Annotated in this window: 19 protein-coding genes and 7 tRNA genes; 18 read left to right on the top strand and 8 right to left on the bottom strand. The window is 69.9% G+C overall.

Annotated features, from left to right (window positions below; genetic code table 11):
- Nucleotides 1-26 precede the first annotated feature (26 nt).
- The 7 genes from QFW77_RS12455 to QFW77_RS12425 all read right to left on the bottom strand — a co-directional run bounded on the left by QFW77_RS12455 (nucleotide 27) and on the right by QFW77_RS12425 (nucleotide 10,087).
- Nucleotides 27-1,817: an acyl-CoA dehydrogenase C-terminal domain-containing protein gene (locus tag QFW77_RS12455; protein ID WP_280575061.1), complete on the bottom strand. Its 1,791-nt coding sequence runs from the start codon at nucleotides 1,815-1,817 to the stop codon at nucleotides 27-29.
- Nucleotides 1,818-1,899: 82 nt separating this feature from the next.
- Nucleotides 1,900-2,376, bottom strand: coding sequence for an LEA/WHy family protein (locus tag QFW77_RS12450; protein ID WP_280575060.1), 477 nt, complete (start codon nucleotides 2,374-2,376; stop codon nucleotides 1,900-1,902).
- 100 nt (nucleotides 2,377-2,476) lie between these two features.
- Entirely contained in the window at nucleotides 2,477-4,000 is a 1,524-nt protein-coding gene (gene ppx / locus QFW77_RS12445; protein ID WP_280575187.1) for an exopolyphosphatase, read from the bottom strand.
- A 20-nt stretch (nucleotides 4,001-4,020) separates the two neighbouring features.
- Complete coding sequence (gene ppk1 / locus QFW77_RS12440) at nucleotides 4,021-6,066, bottom strand: polyphosphate kinase 1 (RefSeq protein ID WP_280575186.1); 2,046 nt, start codon at nucleotides 6,064-6,066, stop codon at nucleotides 4,021-4,023.
- 70 nt (nucleotides 6,067-6,136) lie between these two features.
- Entirely contained in the window at nucleotides 6,137-7,492 is a 1,356-nt protein-coding gene (phoR, locus tag QFW77_RS12435) for a phosphate regulon sensor histidine kinase PhoR (protein WP_280575185.1), read from the bottom strand.
- A 160-nt stretch (nucleotides 7,493-7,652) separates the two neighbouring features.
- The gene (gene phoB / locus QFW77_RS12430) at nucleotides 7,653-8,342 is read right to left on the bottom strand and encodes a phosphate regulon transcriptional regulator PhoB (protein ID WP_280575058.1); all 690 of its coding nucleotides are present in this window, start codon (nucleotides 8,340-8,342) and stop codon (nucleotides 7,653-7,655) included.
- 89 nt (nucleotides 8,343-8,431) lie between these two features.
- Complete coding sequence (locus QFW77_RS12425; RefSeq protein ID WP_280575184.1) at nucleotides 8,432-10,087, bottom strand: M48 family metalloprotease; 1,656 nt, start codon at nucleotides 10,085-10,087, stop codon at nucleotides 8,432-8,434.
- A gap of 195 nt (nucleotides 10,088-10,282) precedes the next feature.
- Between QFW77_RS12425 and grxC the strand changes: the two genes are divergently transcribed.
- The 4 genes from grxC to QFW77_RS12405 all read left to right on the top strand — a co-directional run bounded on the left by grxC (nucleotide 10,283) and on the right by QFW77_RS12405 (nucleotide 13,577).
- The gene (gene grxC / locus QFW77_RS12420) at nucleotides 10,283-10,570 is read left to right on the top strand and encodes a glutaredoxin 3 (RefSeq protein ID WP_280575056.1); all 288 of its coding nucleotides are present in this window, start codon (nucleotides 10,283-10,285) and stop codon (nucleotides 10,568-10,570) included.
- Nucleotides 10,567-10,980, top strand: coding sequence for a carboxymuconolactone decarboxylase family protein (locus QFW77_RS12415; RefSeq protein ID WP_280575055.1), 414 nt, complete (start codon nucleotides 10,567-10,569; stop codon nucleotides 10,978-10,980). The genes grxC and QFW77_RS12415 overlap by 4 nt, the downstream gene beginning before the upstream one ends.
- Nucleotides 10,981-11,170: 190 nt before the next feature.
- Nucleotides 11,171-12,178, top strand: coding sequence for an isocitrate dehydrogenase (locus tag QFW77_RS12410; RefSeq protein WP_280575054.1), 1,008 nt, complete (start codon nucleotides 11,171-11,173; stop codon nucleotides 12,176-12,178).
- A gap of 67 nt (nucleotides 12,179-12,245) precedes the next feature.
- A complete protein-coding gene (locus QFW77_RS12405) occupies nucleotides 12,246-13,577 on the top strand; it encodes a Na+/H+ antiporter NhaC family protein (RefSeq protein ID WP_280575053.1) in 1,332 nt (443 codons plus the stop codon).
- Nucleotides 13,578-13,825: 248 nt separating this feature from the next.
- On the opposite strand, the gene QFW77_RS12400 is transcribed toward QFW77_RS12405, so the two are convergent.
- Nucleotides 13,826-14,584 (bottom strand): Bax inhibitor-1/YccA family protein, encoded by a 759-nt coding sequence (locus QFW77_RS12400; RefSeq protein ID WP_280575052.1) that lies wholly within the window; start codon nucleotides 14,582-14,584, stop codon nucleotides 13,826-13,828.
- Between the two features lie 183 nt (nucleotides 14,585-14,767).
- Between QFW77_RS12400 and QFW77_RS12395 the strand changes: the two genes are divergently transcribed.
- The 14 genes from QFW77_RS12395 to QFW77_RS12330 all read left to right on the top strand — a co-directional run bounded on the left by QFW77_RS12395 (nucleotide 14,768) and on the right by QFW77_RS12330 (nucleotide 25,137).
- A tRNA-Pro gene (locus QFW77_RS12395) sits at nucleotides 14,768-14,844 on the top strand.
- A gap of 41 nt (nucleotides 14,845-14,885) precedes the next feature.
- Nucleotides 14,886-14,962, top strand: a tRNA-Arg gene (locus QFW77_RS12390).
- A 42-nt stretch (nucleotides 14,963-15,004) separates the two neighbouring features.
- A tRNA-His gene (locus tag QFW77_RS12385) sits at nucleotides 15,005-15,081 on the top strand.
- A 71-nt stretch (nucleotides 15,082-15,152) separates the two neighbouring features.
- A tRNA-Lys gene (locus tag QFW77_RS12380) sits at nucleotides 15,153-15,228 on the top strand.
- Between the two features lie 103 nt (nucleotides 15,229-15,331).
- A tRNA-Leu gene (locus tag QFW77_RS12375) sits at nucleotides 15,332-15,417 on the top strand.
- 286 nt (nucleotides 15,418-15,703) lie between these two features.
- On the top strand, nucleotides 15,704-17,002 hold the full coding sequence (gene tig, locus QFW77_RS12370; RefSeq protein ID WP_280575051.1) for a trigger factor: 1,299 nt from the start codon (nucleotides 15,704-15,706) through the stop codon (nucleotides 17,000-17,002).
- Nucleotides 17,003-17,066: 64 nt separating this feature from the next.
- Nucleotides 17,067-17,696, top strand: a complete 630-nt coding sequence (gene clpP / locus QFW77_RS12365) for an ATP-dependent Clp endopeptidase proteolytic subunit ClpP (protein ID WP_280575050.1) — start codon at nucleotides 17,067-17,069, stop codon at nucleotides 17,694-17,696.
- Between the two features lie 203 nt (nucleotides 17,697-17,899).
- A complete protein-coding gene (gene clpX / locus QFW77_RS12360; protein ID WP_280575049.1) occupies nucleotides 17,900-19,186 on the top strand; it encodes an ATP-dependent Clp protease ATP-binding subunit ClpX in 1,287 nt (428 codons plus the stop codon).
- Nucleotides 19,187-19,234: 48 nt separating this feature from the next.
- On the top strand, nucleotides 19,235-19,534 hold the full coding sequence (locus QFW77_RS12355) for a PAAR domain-containing protein (RefSeq protein ID WP_280575048.1): 300 nt from the start codon (nucleotides 19,235-19,237) through the stop codon (nucleotides 19,532-19,534).
- A 361-nt stretch (nucleotides 19,535-19,895) separates the two neighbouring features.
- Nucleotides 19,896-22,319 (top strand): endopeptidase La, encoded by a 2,424-nt coding sequence (lon, locus tag QFW77_RS12350; RefSeq protein WP_280575047.1) that lies wholly within the window; start codon nucleotides 19,896-19,898, stop codon nucleotides 22,317-22,319.
- A gap of 207 nt (nucleotides 22,320-22,526) precedes the next feature.
- Entirely contained in the window at nucleotides 22,527-22,799 is a 273-nt protein-coding gene (gene hbs, locus QFW77_RS12345) for a non-specific DNA-binding protein Hbs (protein WP_180679307.1), read from the top strand.
- A gap of 12 nt (nucleotides 22,800-22,811) precedes the next feature.
- A tRNA-Val gene (locus QFW77_RS12340) sits at nucleotides 22,812-22,886 on the top strand.
- Nucleotides 22,887-22,911: 25 nt separating this feature from the next.
- Nucleotides 22,912-22,988 (top strand) — tRNA-Asp (locus QFW77_RS12335).
- A 175-nt stretch (nucleotides 22,989-23,163) separates the two neighbouring features.
- Complete coding sequence (locus QFW77_RS12330) at nucleotides 23,164-25,137, top strand: SurA N-terminal domain-containing protein (RefSeq protein WP_280575043.1); 1,974 nt, start codon at nucleotides 23,164-23,166, stop codon at nucleotides 25,135-25,137.
- The last annotated feature ends 15 nt before the right edge of the window (nucleotides 25,138-25,152 follow it).

Raw genomic sequence — 25,152 nt, 5'->3', positions numbered from 1 at the left:
TTCCGGCGGGCGACCGGGCGGCCGGCTCAGGCGTCGAACCCCGCGGCGTCCAGCGCCATCAGCGGCGCGGCGCCGCTGTCGATCGCGGCCTTGTGGGCGAGGGTGCGGGGCAGGATGCGAGCGTAGTAGAAGCGCGCGGTCTGCCGCTTGGCGTCCTTGAACGCATCCGGCTGCGACGCGCCCCGGGCGGCCGCGGCGCTGCGCGCCCACCAGTAGGCCAGGGCGACGTAGCCGGAGTAGAACAGGTAGTCGACGCTGGCCGCGCCGATCTCCTCGGGATCCGCCATCGCGCGGCGGCCGATCTCCCGGGTCATCCGCTGCCATTCGCCGGCCTTCTCGCGCAGCGGGCCGACGAACTCGGCCAGTTCGGCATCGGCTTGGTGCTCGTTGCAGAAGCGCTCGATCATCTCCAGGAAAACGCCCAGCCCGGCGCCCTTGAGCTGCATGGTCTTGCGGCCCATCAGGTCGAGCGCCTGGATACCGGTGGTGCCCTCGTAGAGGGTGGTGATGCGAGCGTCGCGCGCCAGCTGTTCCATGCCGTGCTCGGCGATGTAGCCATGGCCGCCGAAGCACTGCAGGGCGTGGTAAGTGCACTCCACGCCCCATTCGGTCAGGCAGGCCTTGACGATCGGGGTGAGGAAGCCGAGCAGGGCGTCGGCCTGCTCGCGCTCGGCGGCATCGCCGCCGTGCTCGATGACGTCGAGCAGGCTGGAGGCGTGGTAGCCGAGCAGGCGCCCGCCCTCGACCAGCGCCTTGCAGGTCAGCAGCATGCGCCGCACGTCGGGGTGGACGATGATCGGGTCGGCCGGCTTGTCCGGGAACTTCGGCCCCGACAGCGAGCGCATCTGCAGGCGCTCGCGGGCGTAGCGCAGCGCATTCTGGAGCGCGCGGTCGGACAGCCCGAGGCCCTGCAGCCCGACCGCCAGCCGCGCCGAGTTCATCATGGTGAACATGGCCGCCAGGCCCTTGTGCGGCTCGCCGATCAGCCAGCCCTGGGCGTCGTCGAGGTTGAGTACGCAGGTCGACGAACCGTGGATGCCCATCTTGTGCTCGATCGAGCCGCAGCGCACGCCGTTGGGCGCGCCGACCTTGCCGGCGCGGTCGACGCGCAGCTTGGGCACGATGAACATCGAGATGCCGCGGCTGCCGGCCGGCGCGTCCGGCAGCCGCGCCAGCACCAGGTGCACGATGTTGTCGGTCAGGTCGTGCTCGCCGGCGGTGATGAAGATCTTGGTCCCGGACACCGCGTAGCTCCCATCCCCGGCCGGCACGGCGCGGGTGCGCAACAGGCCCAGGTCGGTGCCGCAGTGGGGTTCGGTCAGGCACATGGTGCCGGTCCAGCGGCCGTCCACCAGCGGCCTGAGGAAGACATCCTGCTGCCAGGCTTCACCGTGGTGCAGCAACGCCTCGGTGGCGCCGTGCGAGAGCAGCGGGAAGTTGCCCCAGGCCAGGTTGGCGGCGTCGATCATCTCCTTGAGCGCGGTCCCGAGCGCGTGCGGCAGGCCCTGGCCGCCGAAGCGCTCCGGCGCGGTCAGCCCGGCCCAGCCGCCCTCGACATATTGCGCGTAGGCCTCGCGGAAGCCGGGCGGGGTGGTCACCGCGCCGGTGGCCTTGTCGTGGCTGCAGCCGATCTCGTCGCCGATGCGGTTGAGCGGCGCCAGCACGGTCTCGGTCAGGCGCGCGCCTTCCTCCAGCACCGCGTCGACCACGTCGCGGGTGGCCTCCGAGCGGCCGAGCCGGGAGAACAGGGCTTCCGCCTGCAGCACATCGAACAGGGCGAAGCGGATGTCGGCGAGCGGGGCTTTGTAGGAACTCATTGCGGCGGCCTCGAGGGAGGACAGGAGGTGTGGCGCAGGGCACCCGGCCGCGCTGCCGGCCGGGCGGCAACGCCGCTTGCTTTCAGCGCAGCACGCCGGGAAGGCCCGGCACCGGGCTGAGCACGCCGGTGTGTTCGACCCGGTAGTCGCGGGCACGGCCGCGGTCGGCGGGGCTGGCCACCAGTTCGCCGCGCAGGGCGTAGGGCAGGCTGCGGGCATCGGCGAGCGCGTCGGCCAGCAGCAGCTTCGCCTGCGCGGTTGGATTCAGCTGCAGGGTGATCACATCCGCCGATTCCCCGGCGATCGACACCTGAGGCGCCGCTTCGAGGGTGCCGGCGGTCGTGTCCCCGGAAGCCAGCTCCAGCCGCAGCGTGTCGAAGCGCATGGCGATGCTGCTGTAGTTCTGGATCCGCAGATCCACCGACCACACACCGTCGGCGCCGACGCTGAGCTGCTGGATGCGGGCCGCCGGTTCGGAGATGCGCCGGACCGGTCCGCTGCTGCAGGCGACCAGCAGCAGGCAGGCGATCCAGGCCAGGAAGGTGTGCGGACGGACCATGCCGAAGCTCCAGGGAAATCTGCCGGCAGGATACCCGATCGCCGCCCCGCTCCTGTTCCGGGAACGCTGCGCCGCCGCGGCCGCGAGCGCGGTCCCCGCCTCAGTCGGCCGCCTCGACGCGCAGCTCGATGCCCAGTGCCGCGATGTCGGCGGGCTCGCCCGCCAGGTCGGTGCTCAGCAGCGGCCTGGCATCCAGCCAGCGGCGGTCCATGCGCAGGGTGAGCCGTTCGCCGGCCGCGATCGCGTCCAGGCGCGGGATCGGCTGCGATTCCTGAGCGCGGTTGAGCAGCACCGCCAGCCGCAGCAGCACGCTGACCCGGCAGGCCGGCGCGAGCAGGCGCTCGGGCAGCGCGTCGAACGCGCTCCGGGGAACCTTGCGCCGGTGGGTGCGCACCAGCGCGGCGAGGAACTGCTGCTCCTGGCGCGAGAATCCGGGGATGTCGGAATGTTCGAGCACGTAGCCGCCATGGACGTGGTACTGGCTGTGGGCGATGGTGAGGCCCAATTCGTGCAGGCGCGCCGCCCAGCCCAGCATCAGCAGGTCGTCCGCGCCGAGCTGCCAGGCGCGCGCGACCTGGTCGAACAGGCGGATCGCGGTCTGCTCGACACGCGCGGCCTGGGCGGCGTCGATGCCGTAGCGCAGGGTGACCGCGGCGATCGCGGTCTCGCGCGGGTCGTCCTCGCCGCCGCGGCCGAGCATGTCGTAGAGCACGCCCTCGCGCAGCGCCGCCTTGCTCACCGCCATGCGCTGCAGGCCCAGGGTCTGGAACGCCGCCTCCAGCACCAGCAGCCCGCCGGCGATCACCGGCCGGCGCTCGGCGGAGAGCCCGGGCAGGACGATCGTGTCGATGCGATCGGCGGCGAGCAGCCGCTCGCGTACCTGCGGCAGCGCCTCCGCCGTCACCGCGCCCTTGGTCAGCTTCATCGACGCGCAGATCTGCCCGATCGCCTTGTTGGTGCCGGATGCCCCCAGCGCTTCCTGCCAGCCGAGTTCGCGATACGCGGCGGCGAACTGCTGGAACTCCGCCGACACCTCGGCCAGCGCGTCGCGCCAGCGGCGCCGCGAAAGCTTGCCGTTGCCGAAGAAGCGCCTGGTGGTGGAGATGCAGCCGACCTGCAGGCTCTCGCGTTCGATCGTGTCGAAACCGGCGCCGATGATGCACTCGGTGGAGCCGCCGCCGATGTCGATCACCATGCGCCGGTGCCCGGGTTTCGGCGGCTGTGCGTGGGCCACGCCGAGATAGACCAGGCGCGCCTCTTCGCGCCCGGAGATGACCTCGATGGCGTGGCCCAGGGCGTCCTCGGCCGGCACCAGGAACGCCTGCGGGGCGGCGAGCTGCCGCACGGCGTTGGTCGCCAGCGCGCGTACCCGCTGCGGCGGAATGTCGCGGATGCGCTGACCGAAGCGCGACAGGCAGCCCAGGGCGCGCTGGCGCGCCTCCCGCTGCAGCCCGCCCTCGCCGTCGAGGCCCTCGCCCAGGCGCACGGTCTCGCGCAGCCGGTCGACGATGCGCAGCTGTCCTAGGGTGTAGCGCGCCACCACCATGTGGAAGCTGTTGGATCCCAGGTCGATCGCGGCGAGCAGGTCGCCGTCCTCGAGCGGATCGGCCAGCGAGCCGGCCATCGTCAGGGTGTGGGAGCCGGTCATCCGCAGAGTTTCGCCAGCAGCCAGGATTGCGCCGAATGCGGCATCGCCTCGTCGCCGGGCGCGAGTTTGAGGTAGCTGCCGTCGGCCTGCAGTTCCCAGGCGTTGAGATTATCGGCGAGGTAGTTGTTCAGGGCCTCCTCGCGCACCCGCCCGGCCAGCGCCGGGTCCAGCACCGGGAAGCAGGTCTCGACGCGGTGCAGCAGGTTGCGCTCGAGCCAGTCGGCGCTGGCGCAGTACAGGTCCGGGCGGCCGTCGTTGGCGAACCAGTACACGCGGTGGTGTTCGAGGAAGCGGCCGACGATCGACACCACGCGGATGTTCTCGGAGACGCCGTCCACCCCGGGCCGCAGGGTGCAGGCGCCGCGCACGATCAGGTCGACCGTGACTCCGGCCTGCGAGGCGGCGTACAGCGCACGGACCACCTGCGGCTCGTTGAGCGCGTTCATCTTGGCGACGATGCGCGCCGGGCGGCCGGCGCGGGCGTGCGCCGCCTCCCGCGCGATCCGTTCCAGGATCCCGGCATGCAGGGTGAAAGGCGACTGCAGCAGGTGGTGGAGCCGGATCAGGGGCGCCAGCCCGGACAGCTGCTGGAAGATCTGGTGCACGTCCTCGCCGATCCTCGCGTCGGAGGTCATCAGGCCGAGATCGGTGTAGGCGCGCGCGGTGCCGGAGTGGTAGTTGCCGGTGCCCAGATGCACGTAGCGGCACAGCCGCCTGCCCTCGCGGCGCACGATCAACAGCATCTTGGCGTGGGTCTTGTAGCCGACCACGCCGTACACCACCTGCACGCCGGCTTCCTGCAGGCGATCGGCCAGCCCGAGGTTGGCCTCCTCGTCGAAGCGCGCGCGCAGTTCCACCACCACGGTGACGTCCTTGCCGTTGCGTGCCGCCTGCACCAGGTGCTCGACGATCGCCGAGTCCTTGCCGGTGCGGTAGAGGGTCTGCTTGATCGCCAGGACGTTGGGGTCCTCGGCGGCCTGGCGGATCAGTTCCAGCACCGGGGTGAACGCGTCGAACGGATGGTGCAGCAGCAGGTCGTCCTCCGCCAGCAGCTCGAACATCGCGTCGCTGCCGGGTAGCTGCCGCGGCTGGAACGGCGGGAACTTGAGGTCCGGCCGCTGCACCAGATCGTAGACCTGGATCACCCGGTTGAGGTTGACCGCACCGTCGATGCGGTAAACCGCGTTCTCCGGCAGCTCGAAGTTCTCCAGCAGCGTGCGCACGATCGGCTTGGGGCAGTCGGCCGCGATCTCCAGCCGCATCGCCCGCAGGTAGCCGCGCCCGATCAGCTCGTCGCGCAGAGCCAGCGCCAGGTTCTCGACCTCCTCCTCGTCGACGATCAGCTCGGAGTTGCGGGTCACCCGGAACTGGTAGGCGCCCTTGACCTGCATGCCTGGGAACAGCTCGTCGACGAACTCCGACAGCACCGAGGACAGGAACACGAAATCGTGCTCTCCGCCGGAGACCCGTTCGGGCAGCTGGATGATCCGCGGCAGCGAGCGCGGCGCGCGCACGATCGCCAGGTGGCCGCTGCGGCCGAAGGCGTCCTTGCCCTTGAGCACCACCACGATGTTCAGCGACTTGTTGAGGATCTTCGGGAACGGGTGCGCCGGGTCGAGCCCGAGCGGCGACAGCACCGGCATGATCTCGTCGCGGAAGTAGGTGCGCAGCCAGCGTTTCTGCCGCACGTTCCACTTGTCGCGGCCGAGGATGCGCACCCCGGCATCGTTGAGCGCCGGCCGCAGCAGCTCGTTCCAGCAGCGGTACTGCGCCTCCACCAGGCTGGCGGCCCGCTCGTGGATGCGGCGCAGCACCGTCGACGGCGCCAGCCCGTCGGGCGCGCCGGGCATGCCGAAATCCTGGGCGTGGCGGACGGTGGCGGCACGGATCTCGAAGAACTCGTCGAGGTTGGTGCAGGAAATGCACAGGTAGCGCAGCCGCTCCAGCAGCGGCACCGCCTCGTCCTGGGCCTGGGCCAGCACCCGGAAGTTGAAATCGAGCTGGGACAGCTCGCGGTTGAAGTACAGCGCCGGGTCGGCCAGGGGGTCCCCCGGGGCCGCTTCCTCCGCCCCTGGCGCGGCCGGGCGCGCACCGCGCGGGGGCGCCTGGGGCTTACGCCTGGCGGGTGGGTTGCTGGGTACGCTCACGTATCGCTCCGGAACCGGTGCCGTCGCGCGGGTGTGCGCGGTCGGCGGGAAAGATACAGGTGAAGATACTGCCTCGGCCGACTTCGCTCTCGATCTCCAGCCGCGCCTGGTGCAGCTGCAGCACGTGCTTGACGATCGCAAGGCCCAGGCCGGTACCGCCCAGTTCGCGCGAACGGCTGGTCGAAACCCGGTAGAAGCGCTCGGTGATCCGCGGCAGGTGGGCGGCGGGAATGCCGTAGCCGGTGTCCTCGACCGACAGCGCCACTTCCTCGCCCTGCTGGGCGAATCCGATGGTGATGCTGCCGCCCGCCGGGGTGTAGCGCACCGCGTTGGCCACCAGGTTGGAGAACGCGCTGTGCAGTTCCCGGGTCGATCCCCACAGGTCCACCGCGGCCCGGTCCTGGACGGCGACGGTGTGGCGGCCCTGGCTCAGCGCCTCGGCCTCGCGCCGGAGCGTGGCCAGCATCGAGGCCATGCCGACGCTTTCGTCGCTCACCGTGTCCTGGGCCTCCAGCCGCGACAGCGTGAGCAGGTCCTCGACCAGCTGGGTCATGCGCTGCGACTGGCGCCGCATCTCTTCCAGGATCGGCGCCCACTCCGGTTGGTCGGAAGGGTCGAGCATGTCGAGGTAGCCATGCACGACGGTCAGCGGGGTACGCAGTTCGTGGGAAACGTTCGCCACGAAGTCGCGGCGGACCTGTTCGAGGTGCATCAGCTTGCTGACGTCGCGCGCGACCAGCAGCCAGAGCTCCTGGGAGTAGGGGATCAGGCGCATGCTCAGGCGCAGTGCCGGGTCCACCGGGGAGGGCACGTCCAGCAGCGGCTCGGCATGGCGGCCGCTGGCCAGCCAGTGCGCGATCGGCAGCGGCCGCAGGCGTTCGCCGAGGGGGGCGCCGATGTCGGACGGATAGCGCAGCCCGAGCAGGCCGGCCGAGGCCTCGTTGAACCACTGCACGCGCTGGCTGTTGCGGTCCAGCACCACCACAGCGTCGGGCAGCGCGGCGGCGGCGGCGCGATAGGCGCGCAACATCTGCACCAGCCGGCGCTTGCGGTTGCGGGTGTCGTCCTGGCTGCGGTGCAGCAGCCGGTCCAGCTCGTTCCAGACGCCTTCGCCGCGCGCGGGCGGCAGCCGCCGGTGGGAGGTGAGCCGCAGCAGCACCTTGCGCAGGCGCCAGTAGTGCCAGGCCACGATTCCCAGGGCCGCGGCCGTCAGCACCGGCCACACCTGCCCGGCAAGCAGGCCGAGGACGAGCGCGCCGAGCAGGACCAGGGCGAGCACGCCCAGGGTCCGGATCCAGGCGGAGCGGGCGTGGGGCAGCATGGTCAAGGGCGGGGATCGGGGATCGGGAATCGGGAATCGGGAATCGGCAGGGAGGATCATAGGCATTCCGTCGTTGGCTCGCCTCGCCCGGAGCGGCGAGGCGGCGGCACGGCCGTCAGCAGCGGATCCTTTCGATTCGCGGTTCCCGGTTCCCGCCCCGTCACATCGACGCCGAGAACCGGTACCCGGACCCGCGCACCGTCTGCACCATGCCGTCCAGCCGCACCGGCTCCAGCGTCTTGCGCAGGCGGCGGATGTGCACGTCGACCGTCCGCTCCTCGACGTACACGCTTCCGCCCCAGACGTGGTCGAGCAGCTGCGAACGCGAATACACCCGCTCCGGATGGGTCATGAAGAAGTGCAGCAGGCGGTACTCGGTGGGGCCGATGCTGACCGGCTCCTCGCCGGCGAACACCCGGTGCGCGGCCCCGTCGATACGCAGCGCACCGACGTTGATGCTGCCGTCCTCGTCGTCCTCGCGCGAGCGCCGCATCACCGCGCGGATCCGTGCCAGCAGCTCGCGCGCCGAGAACGGCTTGACCACGTAGTCGTCGACGCCCGCCTCGAGCCCGCCGACCCGGTCGTTCTCCTCCCCGCGGGCGGTGAGCATGATGATCGGCACCTCCCGGGTCAGCTCCTCGCGGCGCCAGCGCCGCGCCAGCTCGAGGCCGCTGACGCCCGGCAGCATCCAGTCGAGCAGGATGAGGTCGGGCACACGGTCGGCGATCGCGGACTGCGCCTCGCGCGCATCCGCGGCGTGGGCCGGTTCGAAGTCGCCCTTGCGCAGCGCGAAGGCCACCATCTCGCGGATGGCGGGCTCGTCGTCGACGATCAGGATCCGTTTCTGCATGCGGGGTCGTCCAGGCCGGTCAAGGGCATTAGACGACAGATTTGTGACTCGTATGTGACATGCCGCGGCGGGCGCGCCGGGCGGCGGGATCAGTGCTGCCGGCGCAGGTCCTCGTCGCGCACGCCCTGGCGGCGCAGCTCCAGCACCGTAGGCGTGATCGCGGCGATGCGCGCCTCGATGCGGGCCCGGGCGTAGTAGTCGAGGTCGTCGCGTTTGCGCAGGGTGTGGAGCTGGACCAGCGCGCGCTCGGCGCGGCCGCTGAGGAAATCGGCCTCGGCGTAGGCTTCGCCGGCGCGCACCGGGTCGCCGGCGATCTCGCTGATGCGCGCGAAGGTGCGCTGGAACAGCGGATCGTCTGAGGCCGTGCGCAGCAGCGGCCGCAGCAGGTCCTGGGCGCGCCGGCCGGCTTCCGGGGTGTTGCGCTCGGCCAGCACGCCGGCATAGGTGAGGGCGACCGCGCGGTGGTTCGGCATGCGCCGCAGCAGGGCCTCGAAGCGCGCGTCGGCTTCGTCCGGGCGCCCGGCGCGCGCCTGGGCTTCGGCAAGGCCGAGCGCCAGCCAGGTGTCGTCCGGGTAATCGTCGAGCAGCGCGGCGAACCGGGTGGCCGCGGCGGCGGCGTCGCCGGCCTGCAGGCGGGCCAGGGCCATGCCGTAGCGCTTGGCGTCGTCGAAGTCGCCGGCGCGGCGCATGCCTTCGTATTCGCGTACCGCCGCGCCGGCGGTATTGGCGCTGAGCACCCGCATGCGCTCGCGGGCCCAGCCGAACTGGACGCTGTCGCCGTAAGCCAGATCGGCGGCGGTCACGCGCAGCGAACCGGGCAGCAACGGGTTGAAGGGGCCGCCCGCGGCGGCGGCGGCCGCCGCGCTCGTGCCTGCCGGCACCGGCACCCGTTCGGTACGGACCGCCTCGGGGGTGGCGGTCGTCACCACGACGCTCTCGTCGCCGCGTAGCTGCTCGGCGCGCTGGCGCGCCTCGCTGATGCGGGTGGTGGTGACCGGGTGGGTGCGCAGGTAGTCCGGCACACGCTCGCGCTCGCCGCCCTGGTTGGTACGCGAGGCGGCCTGCATGCGTTCGAACATGTCGGCCATCCCGTCGACGTCGAAGCCGCTGCGCGCGAGGGTGCGCATGCCGAGGCGGTCGGCTTCCGACTCGTTGGAGCGGGTGTAGTCGATCTGGCGCTGGATCGCCAGGCCCTGGGCGGAGGCGATCGCGGCCATCGCCGCGTCCCCCGACGAGCTGCTGTCGCTGCTCGAGGCGATGGCGATCGCGCCCAACATCGCCAGCAGCAGGGGGATGCTGTCGCGCTGGGCGCGTTCGGCGCCGCGCAGCACGTGGTTCTGGGTGACGTGGGCGACCTCGTGCGCGAGCACCGCGGCCACTTCGTCTTCGGTCTGGGCGGTCAGCACCAGGCCGACGTTGACGCCGATGTAGCCGCCCAGGGTGGCGAAGGCGTTGATGCTGCGGTCCTTCATCATGAAGAACGTGAACGACTGCCGCGGCTGGTCGCTGGCCGCCGCCAGCCGGTTGCCGGTGGCGCGAAGCCACTGGTCGACCAGGGGGTCCTCCAGCACCATGTCGTAATGGCGCAGCTGCGCGAGCAGCATCTGTCCGTACTCGGCCTGCTGAGCGGGGCTGAGCACGGTGCCGGCGGAGGAGCCGATATCGGGCAGGCGGGTGTCCTGGGCCGCGGCATGGCCGCCGGCAACGGCCAGGCAGAGGACGAGGGCGACCAGGAAGGCGCGCATTGCGGGGACCGGAGCGAACGACAGGCGCAGCATGCCGGCGGCCGTGCGCGACGGCGTGAACCCGGCGTTAATCCTCATCGTCGCTCCTGGCGGTTGCCTGTCTGGGATCGGACCAGGCCCCGGCGGGCTGGAAATGCCGTGGGGCCGGACCCACTGTAGGACCATCATGCCAGCTGCAAGTTTCCGGAGAGCCGCTTGAACGCCCCAGCCGACCCCACATCCCCCGAGATCACCCTGTACACCAGCGCCGTCTGCGGCTACTGCGTGGCCGCCAAGAATTTCCTGCGCAGCCGCGGCCTGGCCTGGAACGAGGTCCGGATCGACCTCGATCCCGACGCCCGCCAGCGGATGGTGGCCCGGACGCGGCGCACCAGCGTGCCGCAGATCTTCGTCGGCGAGACCCACGTCGGCGGCTACGACGACATGATGGCCCTGCATCGGGCCGGGGGCTTCGATCGCCTGCTCGCGGGGGACGGCGAATGACCGGCGGCCCCGACCAGGACGATCCCGTCGCGGGCTTCAACGCCTACCGCAGGCGCATGAACGAACGGATCCTGGCAGAGCCGAACCAGGTCGTGCGGCGCTTCTTCGCGCTCGACACCCAGACCTACCGGCCGGGCGCGCTGGACCTGAAGACCAAGGAGCTGCTCGGCCTGGTCGCCTCGCTGGTGCTGCGCTGCGACGACTGCATCAGCTACCACGTCGCGCAGTGCCACGAGGCCGGGGTGACCCGCGAGGAGATGTTCGAGGCCTTCTCAGTCGGCCTGGTGGTGGGCGGCTCGATCGTGATCCCGCACATGCGCCGCGCGGTCGATTTCCTCGACCGCCTCGGCGGCACCGTTCAGCCGCCCGGCCCCGTCCCGGAGCCGCCGGAAGCGCACGAGCACGGCTGATCGCTCCTGCTGGGCAAGGACGGCACCGAAGCCCGAATACTCGACGCGCGCCATGCCCACGAAGTGCATTCGTACGCTCGATGGGGCCACCGCCGGTCGCTGCGGCCGGAGCGTGCTTCCGGCATAATGCGCCGTCCCCTTTCGAACCGGCGCCCGCCCCTGCGCGGCGCCCTTCTGCACGGAAAACATCATGACCCAGACCATCACGGTCATCCGCGGCGACGGCATCGGCCCGGAGATCATGGACGCCACCCTGCATGTCCTCGACACCATGCAGCTCGGCCTGAAATACGAGTACGCCGACGCCGGCCTGGCCGCCATGGAGAAGCACGGCGAACTGCTGCCGGCCGCCACGCTCGAATCGATCCGCCGCAACGCCATCGCCCTCAAGAGCCCGCTGACCACCCCGGTGGGCGAGGGCTTCAGCTCGATCAACGTGGCGCTGCGCCGGCATTTCGACCTCTACGCCAACGTGCGCCCGGCCAAGTCCTTCCCGAACACCAAGTCCCGGTTCCCGAGCGGCGTGGACATCGTCACCGTTCGCGAGAACACCGAGGGCGCCTACATCGGCGAGGGCCAGTCGATCACCGAGGACGGCGAGACCGCCACCCTGATGCAGAAGGTCACCCGCAAGGGCTCCGAGCGCATCGTCCGCTACGCCTTCGACCTGGCGCGGCGCACCGGGCGCAAGAAGATCACGGTGGTGCACAAGGCCAATATCCTCAAGACCACCTCGGGGCTGTTCCTGAAGGTGGCGCGCGAGGTCGCGGCCCAGTACCCCGAGATCGAATGCAACGAGATGATCGTCGACAACACCTGCATGCAGCTGGTGATGCGGCCCGAGCAGTTCGATGTCATCGTCACCACCAACCTGTTCGGCGACATCATCTCGGACCTGTGCGCCGGGCTGGTGGGCGGGCTGGGGCTGGCCCCCGGCGCCAACATCGGCGTGGACGCGGCGATCTTCGAGGCCGTGCACGGCACCGCCCCGGACATCGCCGGCAAGGGGCTGGCCAACCCCTGCGCCCTGATCCTGGGGGCGGCGCAGATGCTCGACCATCTCGGCAAGCCGGACCAGGCGCAGCGGCTGCGCGAGGCGGTGATCGCGACCCTGGAAGCGAAGGACTCGCTGACCCCCGACCTCGGCGGCGACGGCGACACCATGGCGTTCGCCCGGGCGATCGCCAACCGCCTCTGACGGCTGCTGCTGACGGCGCCCGGCTCTAGCCGCAGAATCGGGGACTTCCCGGCCGGTCCCCGCACCCATGAGCGAACGACCCGGCGTCATCGCATTGACGCCCCTGCTGCTGTTCCTGGCCCTGTTCCTCGGGGCGGGGATCCATTACACCGTCCAGGGCGCCGAGCTGGGCTTCTACCAGCTGCGCGCCCCGGTGGCGATCCTGCCGGCGCTGGCGCTGGGCGCCTGGCTGGCGTGGCGGCGCGGGCTGCCGGCGATGGAGACCCTGCTGGGCGGGATGGGGCATCCCAACGTGATGCTGATGTGCCTGGTGTTTCTGCTGGCCGGGGCATTCGCCACGGTGTCGCGGCAGATCGGTGCGGTGGACGCGGTGGTGGCGCTCGGCCTGGGCGCGCTGCCGACCTCGCTGGTCCTACCCGGGCTGTTCCTGGTCGCCGGGTTCGTGGCCCTGGCGGTGGGGACCTCGATGGGGACGATCGCCGCGGTGACGCCGATCGCGCTGGGCGTGGCCGAGGCCGCGGGCATGGACCGCGGCCTGGTGGTGGGCGCCGTGGTCGGCGGCGCGATGTTCGGCGACAACCTGTCGGTCATCTCGGATACCACCATCGCCGCCACCCGCAGCCAGGGGGTCGGCATGCGCGACAAGTTCCGCGAGAACGTCCGCATCGCCGTGCCGGCGGCCCTGGCCACCGCGGCGCTGCTGGCGGTGCTGGGGCGGAGCGCGGAGGTTCAGGCGCCGGTGGACGCCTCGCCCTGGCTGGCGCTTCCCTATGTGCTGGTCCTGGGGCTGGCGGTCGCCGGGATGAACGTGGTGGTGGTGCTGGGCATCGGCATCGCCTTCGCCGGTGCGCTGGGATTCGCGATGGCGCCCGGCTACGACCTTCCCCGGCTGGCCGGGGACGTCTGGCTCGGCTACGAGGGCATGGTCGAGATCACCCTGCTGTCGATCCTGATCGGCGGGCTGGCGGCCCTGACCCGGGTGCTGGGTGGACTGGACTGGGTCGCGGCCCTGATCGCGCGGATGGCCGGCGCCCGGACCGGGCGCCGCGCGGGCGAGCTCGGTATCGCCACCCTGGCCGCGGGCACCGACGCGCTGACCGCGAACAACACCGTGGCGATCCTGGTGAGCGGGCCGCTGGCGCGGGACATCGCCGTGCGCCACGCGGTGGAGCCGCGGCGGGCGGCCAGCCTGCTCGACATCTTCGCCTGCGTGCTGCAGGGGGTGCTGCCCTACGGGGCGCAGATCCTGCTGGCGGCCTCGCTGGCGGCGCTGTCGCCGCTGCAGCTGGCAGGCCGCGTCCACTACTGCTGGATCCTGGCGCTGGTCGCGCTGGCCTTCATCCTGTGGCCGCGTCCGGCGCGCGACGCGGGTGGTCCGCCTTTCGATTCCCGGCCGTGAGGCTACGCGGGCGGGCCGGCACGGCGCCCAGGTGCGGGACACGCCGTGAATCCATCCATGGAGGCTCGTCGACGCCATCCATGGCGTCGGCGGTCCCGCCCCGGGACGCCGTACCGGCCTGGTCCCTGCGCGGGGCGGCGGCTTGATTCAACGGTCGGCCCGTGGAGCCGGCTGTTTGCGGGGCGGACCAAACAGCAAAAAAAAAAGGGCGCCGGAGCGCCCTTTTTTTTCTTGATCTTCAGGTCCGCTCAGCGCGACTGCAGCTTCGCCAACAGGCGCAGGAACTCCAGGTACAGCCACACCAGCGTGACGATCAGGCCGAAGGCGCCGTACCACTCCATGTACTTCGGCGCGCCCTGCTCCACGCCGGTTTCGATGAAGTCGAAATCGAGCACCAGGTTGAGCGCCGCGATCACGATCACGAACAGGCTGAAGCCGATGCCGATCAGGCCGTTGTCGTGGATCATCGGCATGTTGATGCCGAAGAAGCCCAGCACGATCGTGGCCAGGTACACCAGGGCGATGCCGCCGGTGGCGGCGACCACGCCGAGCTTGAAGTTCTCGGTGGCCTTGATCAGCCCCGAGCGATAGGCGAACAGCAGCGCGAACAGGGTGCCGAAGGTGAGCATCACCGCCTGCATCACGATGCCGTCGAAGAAGTTGTTGTACATCGCCGAGATCGCGCCGAGGAAGAAGCCCTCGACCAGCGCGTACAGCGGCGCGGTCACCGGCGCCCATTCCTTCTTGAAGATGGTCACCAGGGCGACGATGAAGCCACCGATGGCGCCGCCCCAGACGTAGACGTTGAAGCCGGGGGCCAGCTCGCCGGTCGGGGTCAGGGCCTGGGTCCAGGCGAACGCCGCGGTCATGACCGTCAGCAGCAGCAGGATGGCGGTCTTGTTGACCGTCCCGTTGAGGGTCATCGTCTCGCCGGCGCGGGAGACGACGCTGCCGCTGCCGAGGTCCAGGAATGTCGATTCCTTGAGTGCCGGATTGCCGCTGCGCATTGACTTTGCCCCTGATGATGATTGGTGAAGACCGGCAAGAGGATACACTCGAAACGCGGCTCCGGCGCGCCGCTGGCGCCGGCCGACGGTTGGATTTCGTTGACAGGGGCGCGGGGCCTCCTGACAATGACCACCCCTTCGCGCCGCAGTGGACGCGGGTGGGATCGCACCGTTCGACGTCGGCGGGGTATAGCGCAGTCTGGTAGCGCGCCTGCTTTGGGAGCAGGATGTCGGGGGTTCGAATCCCTCTACCCCGACCATCCGGCCCCCCGGGGCGGCGAAGGTGCGACAATCCGGCCGGGCGCCCGTAGCTCAACCGGATAGAGCACCGGCCTTCTAAGCCGGTGGTTGCAGGTTCGAGTCCTGCCGGGCGCGCCACCCAGGGCCGTGGCCTGGCGGGCCTGGTGTGATGTTCCGATGGTGGACGTAGCTCAGTTGGTTAGAGTCCCGGATTGTGATTCCGGATGTCGGGGGTTCGAGTCCCCTCGTCCACCCCATACCCGAGGCGGTCGCCTGGTGGCGATTGCCAGTACGCGCAGGTTTGCTTACACTGCGCGGCCGATTTTCGGGGCCGTTAGCTCAGTTGGTAGAGCAGCTGACTCTTAATCAGTAGGTCCAAGGTTCGAATCCTTGACGGCCCACCAGTCTCGAAACGCGCCCGGCTTGCCGGGCGTTTTTCGTTGCGGCGGGAGCGCCGGCTCGGCCGCCGGCGGAGCTAGAATTGCCACGGGCGCCGGCTCGAGGACTGCGAAAGTGGCGGAACTGGTAGACGCACTGGATTTAGGTTCCAGCGGGTAACCCCCGTGCGGGTTCGAGTCCCGCCTTTCGCACCAGCCCAGACAGGATGACCAGGTGGGGCGGCGATGAACGCGCGTTCGCCGGCCGTGAGGCCGACGCCCCCGGGCTTCCAGCTCGTCCGGACCGCGGATGGACCAGCGCTCGGAGCCGGCGGAGCAGGCCCGCGGCCGCCACGGACCTGCCCTCCCGAGCTGGCGGCCTCCCGCCGAATCGGCCACAATATCCAGTTCCGCCGGACCCGTGGCCTAGGCCTCCGGGGCCGCGGCCCGACATCCCTACAAGACGACAAACCCGGCAGCGGCCGCGGTGGCAGGAGTGGTTATGCAAGTTTCGGTCGAATCCGTGGGCGCGCTCGAGCGCCGGATGACGTTCCAGCTCCCCGCGGAGCGCCTCGAGACCGGTGTCGGCGGGCGCCTTCGCGAGATCGCGCGCACCGCGCGCATCAAGGGGTTCCGGCCCGGAAAGGTGCCGGCGAAGGTGATCGAGCAGCGCTACGGCGAGCAGGTGCGCGCCGAGGTGCTCGACCGCATGCTGCGCGAGGGCTTCGACGAGGCCGTGCGCGAGAACGACCTGCGCCTGGCCGGCGCCCCGCGGATCGAGCCCGAGAGTGCCGACGGGCTGGCCTACGTCGCCACCTTCGAGGTGGTGCCGGACTTCGGCCAGATCGATGTCTCGAAGCTCTCGGTGGTGCGCCACACCGCCGAGGTCACCGAGGAGGACATCGACCGCATGATCGAGAACCTGCGCCTGCAGCGGCGCAGCTGGAGCGAGGTGACCCGCCCGGCGCAGGAGGGCGATGCGCTGGACATCGAGACCTGGTCGCAGATCGGCGACGAGCGCCTGCCGGCCGAGGGCGCCGAGAAGGGCACCCCGGTGCTCGGCAGCGGCGCGATGCTGCCGGCGCTGGAGCAGGCGCTGACCGGCATGGCGGCCGGGGACGAGAAGACCGTCGAGGTCGAGTTCCCCACCGGCTGGCGGGTGCCGCAGCTGGCCGGCAAGAAGGCGGAAGTGCACGTGAAGGTCGAGCGGGTCTCCGAGCAGGTGCTGCCCGAGGTCGATGCCGCCTTCATCAAGAGCTTCGGGGTCAAGGCGGGCGAGCTCGACCAGTTCCGCAGCGAGATCCGCACCAATCTGGAGCGCGAGCTCAAGGGCGCGCTGATGAACCGGCTGCGCCGCGAGGTCGGCGAGCAGCTGGTCGCGACCTGGGCGCAGGTGGACCTGCCGCCGCGGCTGGTCGAGAGCGAGGCGCGCTCGATGGCGCGCCAGGCGGTCGAGCAGGCGCGCCGCCAGGGCCGCAACGTCGAATTGCCGGCCGACGCCCACCAGCAGTTCATGGAGCCGGCGCGCAAGCGCGTGCTGGTCGGCCTGCTGGTCGGCGAGATCGCCCGCAACCACAAGCTGCAGCTCGACTCCAAGCGCCTGAACGAGACCCTCCGGCTGATCGCCTCCACCTACGAGGAGCCCGACCAGGTCATTGAGTTGTACCGCAACGACCCCCAGCTGATGTCGGGACTGCAGAACCGGGTGATGGAGGAGCAGGTGATCGACTGGATCGCCGAGCGCGCCCAGCACACCGAGCAGCAACTCAGCTTCCAGGAAGCGATCGCCCCGCAGCAGTGATGCGGCCGCTCGTTCCAGCACCGCCGGCCGCGGCCGGATCCCCCACGCAAACCGGACTCCGCCCATGAGCAGCATCCCGACCACGGCCCTCAACCTCGTCCCGATGGTGGTCGAACAGACCAGCCGCGGCGAGCGCGCCTACGACATCTATTCGAGGCTGCTGAAGGAGCGGGTGATCTTCCTGGTCGGCGGCATCGACGACCACGTCGCCAACGTGATCATCGCCCAGCTGCTGTTCCTCGAGGCCGAGAATCCCGAGAAGGACATCAACCTCTACATCAACTCGCCCGGCGGCGTGGTCACCGCCGGCATGGCGATCTACGACACCATGCAGTTCATCAAGCCCGACGTGAGCACCATCTGCGTGGGCCAGGCCGCGAGCATGGGCGCGCTGTTGCTGGCCGCCGGCGCCAAGGGCAAGCGCTACGCGCTGCCGAACTCGCGGATCATGATCCACCAGCCCCTCGGCGGCTTCCAGGGCCAGGCCACCGACATCGACATCCACGCGCGCGAGATCCTCGCCCTGCGCCAGCGCCTGAACGAGATCCTCGCCGGCCATACCGGCCAGAGTTTCGACACCATCGCGGCCGACACCGAGCGCGACAACTTCAAGAGCGCCGTGGCGGCGCGCGAGTACGGCCTGGTCGACGAGGTGCTCGAGCGCAGGCCCGAAGAGTCGATCCAGCCGGCCTGAATCTTGCAGGGATCGACCAAGGCAGGGCGGACCGGCCTGCAACCGGTGCCGCCCGCCTGCCATCGGCATCCGATGGAGCGCCGTAACCCATTGGCGCAGCGACGGTTTCCGTCCCTGGCGGGGGTTCTGGCGCGACGCCATCGCTATGCTATTCTCGAACCGAATCCCGTCTCCGGCCGGGAGCACCACCGGGTAACCGACGCATGAGCAAAGATTCCCAGGGACGTTCCGGCGACAGCAACAAGATCCTGTACTGCTCCTTCTGCGGAAAGAGCCAGCACGAGGTCCGCAAGCTGATCGCCGGCCCGAGCGTGTTCATCTGCGACGAATGCGTCGAGCTGTGCAACGACATCATCCGCGAGGAGCTCGAGGAGAAGGCGCAATCGGCGCGCAGTTCGCTGCCCAAGCCGAAGGAAATCCTGGAGGTCCTCGACCAGTACGTGATCGGCCAGCAGCGCGCCAAGCGGACCCTGGCGGTGGCGGTGTACAACCACTACAAGCGCATCGAGAGCCGGCAGAAGAGCGACGACGTCGAGCTGGCCAAGTCCAACATCCTGCTGGTCGGTCCCACCGGCTCCGGCAAGACCCTGCTCGCCGAGACCCTGGCGCGCCTGCTCAACGTCCCGTTCACGATCGCCGACGCGACCACGCTGACCGAGGCCGGCTACGTCGGCGAGGACGTCGAGAACATCATCCAGAAGCTGCTGCAGAAATGCGACTACGACGTCGAGAAGGCGCAGCAGGGCATCGTCTACATCGACGAGATCGACAAGATCTCGCGCAAGTCCGAGAACCCGTCGATCACCCGCGACGTCTCCGGCGAGGGCGTGCAGCAGGCGTTGCTCAAGCTGATCGAAGGCACCATGGCCAGCGTGCCGCCCCAGGGCGGGCGCAAGCATCCGCAGCAGGAATTCCTGCAGGTCGACACCAGCAACATCCTGTTCATCGTCGGCGGCGCGTTCGCCGGCCTCGACAAGATCATCCAGCAGCGCAGCACCGATGCCAGCGGTATCGGTTTCGGCGCCAAGCTCAAGAGCAGCGAGCGCAAGACCGAGACCGGCAGGGTGCTGGCCGACGTCGAGCCCGAGGACCTGATCAAGTTCGGCCTGATCCCGGAATTCGTCGGCCGCCTGCCGGTGGTCGCCACGCTCGAGGAGCTGGACGAGCCGGCGCTGGTCAAGATCCTCACCGAGCCGAAGAACGCCATCAGCAAGCAGTTCCGAAAGCTGTTCGAGATGGAAGGCGTGGAGCTGGAATTCCGCGAGGACGCGCTGCTCGCGATCGCCCGCAAGGCGATCAAGCGCAAGACCGGCGCGCGCGGCCTGCGCACCATCGTCGAGGCGGTGCTGCTGGACACCATGTACGACCTGCCGTCGCTGGAGAACGTCAGCAAGGTGGTGGTCGACGAGTCGGTGATCGAGCACAAGTCCGAGCCCTACCTGATCTACCAGACCCCGCCGGCCTCGCCGAAGGTCGCCTCCGGCGAATAGGCGCCACCACAGGGAAGTTCGACCCCATCACTGGCAAAGGGATTTTGCATGGCCAAGAACTGGATCGTTCAGGGCGACCCCACCAGCAGCGGCGGCCGCGTCCTCACCGGCTCGCCGTTCACCGATATCGACGGCGTGCCCGTCGCCCGGGTCACCGACCAGGCCACCTGCCCGCAACACAAGGGCGCGTTTCCGATCCTGGACGGCGACCCGACCCTGGTCGTCGACGGCCAGCCGGTCGCCCTGCACGGCAGCACCCTGGCCTGCGGCTGCAAGGTGCTCTCGGCCAAGCAGATGCGGGTGTTCGTGGATCCGGGTGGTGGTGCAGGCGGTGGCGCTGGCGCCTGAAGCGCAGCCGCGGCAGCCGCGGCGGGAGCTGCCATCGTGGCCGCGTAAGCGCGCGGGGCTCGCGCGGAACGCCAGAGCAGTTCCAGGCGGTATTGTCGGAGTTCCTGCTTGATCCGTCGTCCAGAAGCAGCCTTCCGAGCAGGCGCCGATGAAGTACCAATAATTCTGTGCGCCCTGGCAGCGCTGCCCAGGGCGGACTCCGGCACCGCTCTTGGGGCTAAGTCTCTGATTTCGGGTCGACGGTCGGGGTTCGACGAGCGGCACGCAGTGTCCGCTTGCATCGATCCCGCGTCAGCCCCATAACGGGGACATCCGGCGCCGGCCCCCGGCCGTGCCGCCCAATCGCCTTCACGGAGCCAACATGACCCGTCCCACCGAAATCGAGACCTTCGACCTGCCGGTGCTGCCGCTGCGCGATGTAGTGGTGTTCCCGCACATGGTGATCCCGCTGTTCGTGGGCCGCGAGAAGTCGATCCGGGCGCTGGACCTGGCGATGGAGGCCGACAAGCGGATCCTGCTGGTCGCGCAGAAGTCCGCCGAGACCGACGATCCGGGCGCCGAGGACCTGTACGAGGTCGGCACCCTGGCCCAGGTCCTGCAGTTGCTGAAGCTACCCGACGGCACCATCAAGGTGCTGGTGGAGGGCGTCGCGCGTGCGCGGGTCACCGGCATCGCCGAGCGCGACGGCACCCTGGCCGGGCGCGGCGAGGTGGTCGAGTCCACCGACGGCCGCGAGGTCCGCGAGATCGAGGCGGTGGCGCGCTCGCTGATGGGGCTGTTCGAGCAGTACGTCAAGACCAGCCGCAAGCTGCCGCCGGAGCTGCTGCAGACCCTCGCCGGCATCGACGAGCCCGGCCGCCTGGCCGACACCATCGCCGCGCACCTGGGCGTGCGTCTGGCCGACAAGCAGCGCCTGCTCGAGACCATCGCCACCGGCGACCGCCTGGAAATGCTGGTCGGCTTCGTCGACGGCGAGATCGACGTGCAGCAGATGGAGAAGCGCATCCGCGGCCGGGTCAAGTCGCAGATGGAGAAATCGCAGCGCGAGTACTACCTCAACGAGCAGATGAAGGCGATCCAGAAGGAGCTGGGCGAGATCGACGACGCGCCCAACGACCTGGAGGAGATCGCCCGCAAGATCGCCGAGGCCGGCATGCCCAAGCCGGTCGAGATCAAGGCGAAGAACGAGTTCAACAAGCTCAAGCAGATGTCGCCGATGTCGGCCGAGGCCGCGGTGGTGCGCAACTACCTGGACTGGCTGCTGGGCGTGCCGTGGAAGAAGCGCAGCAAGGTGCGCAAGGACCTCAAGGTCGCGCAGGACACCCTCGACGCAGACCACTACGGGCTGGAGAAGGTCAAGGACCGGATCCTCGAGTACCTGGCGGTGCAGACCCGGGTCAAGCAGATGAAGGGGCCGATCCTGTGCCTGGTCGGTCCGCCGGGCGTCGGCAAGACCTCGCTCGGGCAGTCGATCGCCCGCGCCACCAATCGCAAGTTCGTGCGCATGAGCCTGGGCGGGGTGCGCGACGAGGCCGAGATCCGCGGCCATCGCCGCACCTACGTCGGCTCGATGCCGGGCCGCATCGTGCAGAATCTCAACAAGGCCGGCACGAAGAACCCCCTGTTCGTGCTCGACGAGATCGACAAGATGTCGATGGACTTCCGCGGCGATCCGTCCTCGGCGCTGCTGGAGGTGCTGGATCCCGAGCAGAACCACGCCTTCAACGACCATTACCTGGAGGTCGACCTGGACCTGTCCGAGGTGATGTTCGTCGCCACCTCCAACTCTCTCAACATCCCCGGCCCGCTGCTCGACCGCATGGAGGTGATCCGCATCCCCGGCTACACCGAGGAGGAGAAGCTCAACATCGCCACCCGCTACCTGATGTCCAAGCAGCTCAAGGCCAACGGCCTGAAGGCCGACGAGCTGAAGATCGGCGAAGGCGCGATCCGCGACATCGTGCGCTACTACACCCGCGAGTCCGGCGTGCGCAACCTCGAGCGCGAGATCGCCAAGATCTGCCGCAAGGTGGTCAAGGAGATCGCGCTGGCCGGGCCGCAGCCGAAGAAGGGCAAGGCGGTGACGGTCACCTCCCGCAACCTAGACAAGTACCTGGGCGTGCGCCGCTACGACTTCGGCCGCGCCGAGCAGGACAACGAGATCGGCATGGTCACCGGCCTGGCCTGGACCGAGGTGGGCGGCGACCTGCTCCAGATCGAAGCCACCCAGATCCCCGGCAAGGGCAACCTGATCCTGACAGGCCAGCTCGGCGAGGTGATGAAGGAGTCGGCCTCCGCAGCCCACTCGGTGGTGCGCGCGCGCAGCGAACAGCTCGGCATCGATATCGAGGCGCTGCAGAAGCACGACATCCACGTGCACGTGCCCGACGGCGCCACGCCCAAGGACGGCCCCAGCGCCGGCGCCGCCATGGCGACCGCGCTGGTCTCGATGCTGACCAGGATCCCGGTGCGCGCCGACGTGGCGATGACCGGCGAGATCACCCTGCGCGGGCGCGTCACCGCGATCGGCGGCCTCAAGGAAAAGCTGCTGGCGGCGATGCGTGGCGGCATCCGCACCGTGATCATTCCCGAGGAGAACCGCAAGGACCTGGTCGACATTCCCAAGAGCGTGACCCAGGCGATCAAGATCGTGCCGGTGAAGTGGATCGACGAGGTGCTCGACCTGGCGCTCGAGCGGCCGCTGACCCCGGCGGCGAAGGAGCGGCTGGAAGAGGTGATCCGCAAGCCGAAGAAAAGCCCGGCACAGGCTGGCGTCAAGCACTGAGTCGCATCGGGTCCTCAGGCCGGCTTCAGCCAAAAACCGCGTGGTTGTGCGATTTTTCGGTTGCGTGGGGTAGGGGCCGCTGGTATAACGGTCGCAAATCGCGGCGCGCATTCCTGATGCGCGCCGTTCTTCGAGCCGACCGGACGGGTCCCGTCATCCGGTCGCCACTTTTTTTCGCGGCTCGGGGCCGCAAGGGAGTCATCAAAAATGAAGAAAAGCGACCTGACCGACAACGTTGCCGAGAAGTGCGGCCTGTCCAAGGCCGACGCCACCGCTGCGGTCGACACCGTGTTCGACTCCATCGCCAAGGCGCTGGGCCAGGGCGACAGCGTCGCCATTGCCGGCTTCGGCAGCTTCGAGGTTCGCGAGCGCGCCGCCCGCACCGGCCGCAATCCGCGCACCGGCGAGGAGATCCAGATCCCCGCCGCAAAAAATCCCGCGTTCAAGGCTGGCAAGGCCCTCAAGGACGCTGTAAACTAATCGGCTCCGCTCGGGTGCTTAGCTCAGCGGTAGAGCGTCGCCCTTACAAGGCGAGGGTCGGGGGTTCGAAACCCTCAGCACCCACCACGCCAGGTTTCAGAAGGTTCAACGCGGAGCGGTAGTTCAGTTGGTTAGAATGCTGGCCTGTCACGCCGGAGGTCGCGGGTTCGAGTCCCGTCCGCTCCGCCAGATCCACCGCAAGGGCGCCGGAAACGGCGCCCTTGTTTTTTGCGCATCCGAGGCGCGCCGGGGAGCGATGGCGGGCGGGCGATGCCCGCCGTGGGGCTAGCTGCCCGCGCGCCGGCCCTGTGACGGCCGGGCAATCCGGTTAAACTGCGCGGCTACGTCCACGGCCAGTCCCACGATGCTGCAAGCCCTGAGAGACAAGATGAGCGGCTGGATCGCGATCGTCATCGTGATCCTGCTGGCGATCCCGTTCGCCTTCTTCGGCATGGAACAGTACCTGTTCCAGAGCGGCGCGAACTACGCGGCCAAGGTCGAGTCGCCGCCGTCGTGGTGGCGCGGCGCGCCGGATTTGTGGCCGGTGCGCAAGCTGTTCTGGGAGACCGAGGAGGTCTCGCCCGAGGATTTCCGCAACGCCTTCGAGCAGGAGCGGCAGCAGCGCCGCGAGCAGCAGGGCGAGGCCTTCGACCCGCGCGCGTTCGAGTCGCTGGAGACCCGCCGCGAAGTGCTCGAGCGTCTGGTCGACCAAGCGGTACTGCGGCTGGCCGCGCGCAATCGGGGGATGGCGGTGGGCGATGCGCAGGTGCGCCGCGAGATCGAGCAGATCCCGGCGTTCCAGGTGGATGGCCGCTTCGACCCGCAGCGCTACCAGCTCGCGCTGGGTTCGCAGGTGCCGGCGCGCAGCCCCCAGCAGTTCCAGGAGCTGATCCGCGAGAGCCTGCAGCAGTCGCTGATCCCCACCCACGTCTCGGCATCCGCCTTCGTGACCCCGGCCCAGCTGGACCGGCTGCTGGTGATGCTGGGCGAGCGGCGCGACGTTTCCTTCGTGATGCTGCCGCCCCCGCAACCGGGCGCCGGCGAAGTCGGCGACGCCGAGATCCAGGCGTGGTACCAGGCCAACGCCGGGGATTTCCGCGCCCCGGAGACGGTGGAGATCGAATACGTCGAGATCGACGGCAGCGATCTACAGGTCGACGAGGAGGTCGGCGAGGCGGCGCTGCGCGAGCGCTACGAGCAGGAGCGCTCGCGTTTCGCGCAGTCCGAGCAGCGGCTCGCCTCGCATATCCTGATCGAGGTTCCGGCCGATGCCGACGCCGCCGCCCAGCAGCAGGCGGAGGAGCAGGCCGAGGCGCTCGCCGCGCAGGCGCGCAGCGGCGACTTCGCGGCGCTGGCCCGGGAGCACTCGGACGACACCGGCTCGAGCGCCGCCGGCGGCGACCTCGGCTGGGTGGAGCAGGGCATGATGGTCGAAGCGTTCGAGCAGGCGCTGTTCGCGATGGAGCCCGGCCAGGTCAGCGAACCGGTCCGGACCGAGTTCGGCTGGCACGTGCTGCAGCTGCGGGACGTGCGCAGCGGCGAGCAGACTCCGTTCGAGGAGGTCCGCGACGAGCTGGCGCGCGAGCTGTCGGAAGGCGCCCGCGAGCGCGCCTACAGCGAGCTGGTCGGCGAGGTGGTGGACCAGGCCTATCGCCACCCCAACTCGCTCGGTCCGGCCGCCGAGGCGGGCGGGCTGACGGTGCGCACCGCCGGGCCGTTCGCCCGCGGGAGCGGCGAGGGTATCGCGGCGCATCCGGCGGTGCAGCGCGCCGCCTTCAGCGAGCGCCTGATCGAGGACGAGACCGTCAGCGATCCGATCGAGATCGGGCCCGGCCACAGCGTCCTGATCCGCGTCACCGGGCACACCCCGGAGCGCGCCCTGCCGCTCGAGGAGGTTCGCGATCAGGTGGTCGAGGCGATCCGCGCCGACCGCGCCGCGAAACGGGTGCAGGCGGAAGCGGACGCGATGCTCGCGGAGATGTCCGGGGGTGCCACGCTGCAGGCGGTGGCCGAGCGGCGCGAACTGCCGGTGCAGGAGGTGCCCGGCGTGCCGCGTGGCGCCCCGGTTCCGCACCCGGATGCGGTGACGGCCTATTTCGCGGTGGAGACGCCGGAGGAAGGCGCGTCGAGCCCTGGCAAGGCCGTGCTCGACGATGGCAGCGTGGTGGTCTTCGCGGTCACTGCGGTCGTCCCGGGGGATCCCGAGGAGGCGTCGGAGCAGGAGCGGCAGATGCTGCAGCAACAGCTGGCGCTGCTGGCCGGCAGCCAGGACGCCACGGCGGTGCTCCGGGCCCTGCGCGAGCGCATGAAGATCACCGTGGTGGAAGCGCAGCTCTAGCGGGTCCGCCCAGGG

The sequence above is a fragment of the Luteimonas endophytica genome (assembly GCF_029887875.1).
Taxonomy (GTDB): Bacteria; Pseudomonadota; Gammaproteobacteria; order Xanthomonadales; family Xanthomonadaceae; genus Luteimonas; species Luteimonas endophytica.
This window is presented reverse-complemented; position numbering and strand designations above follow the sequence as displayed.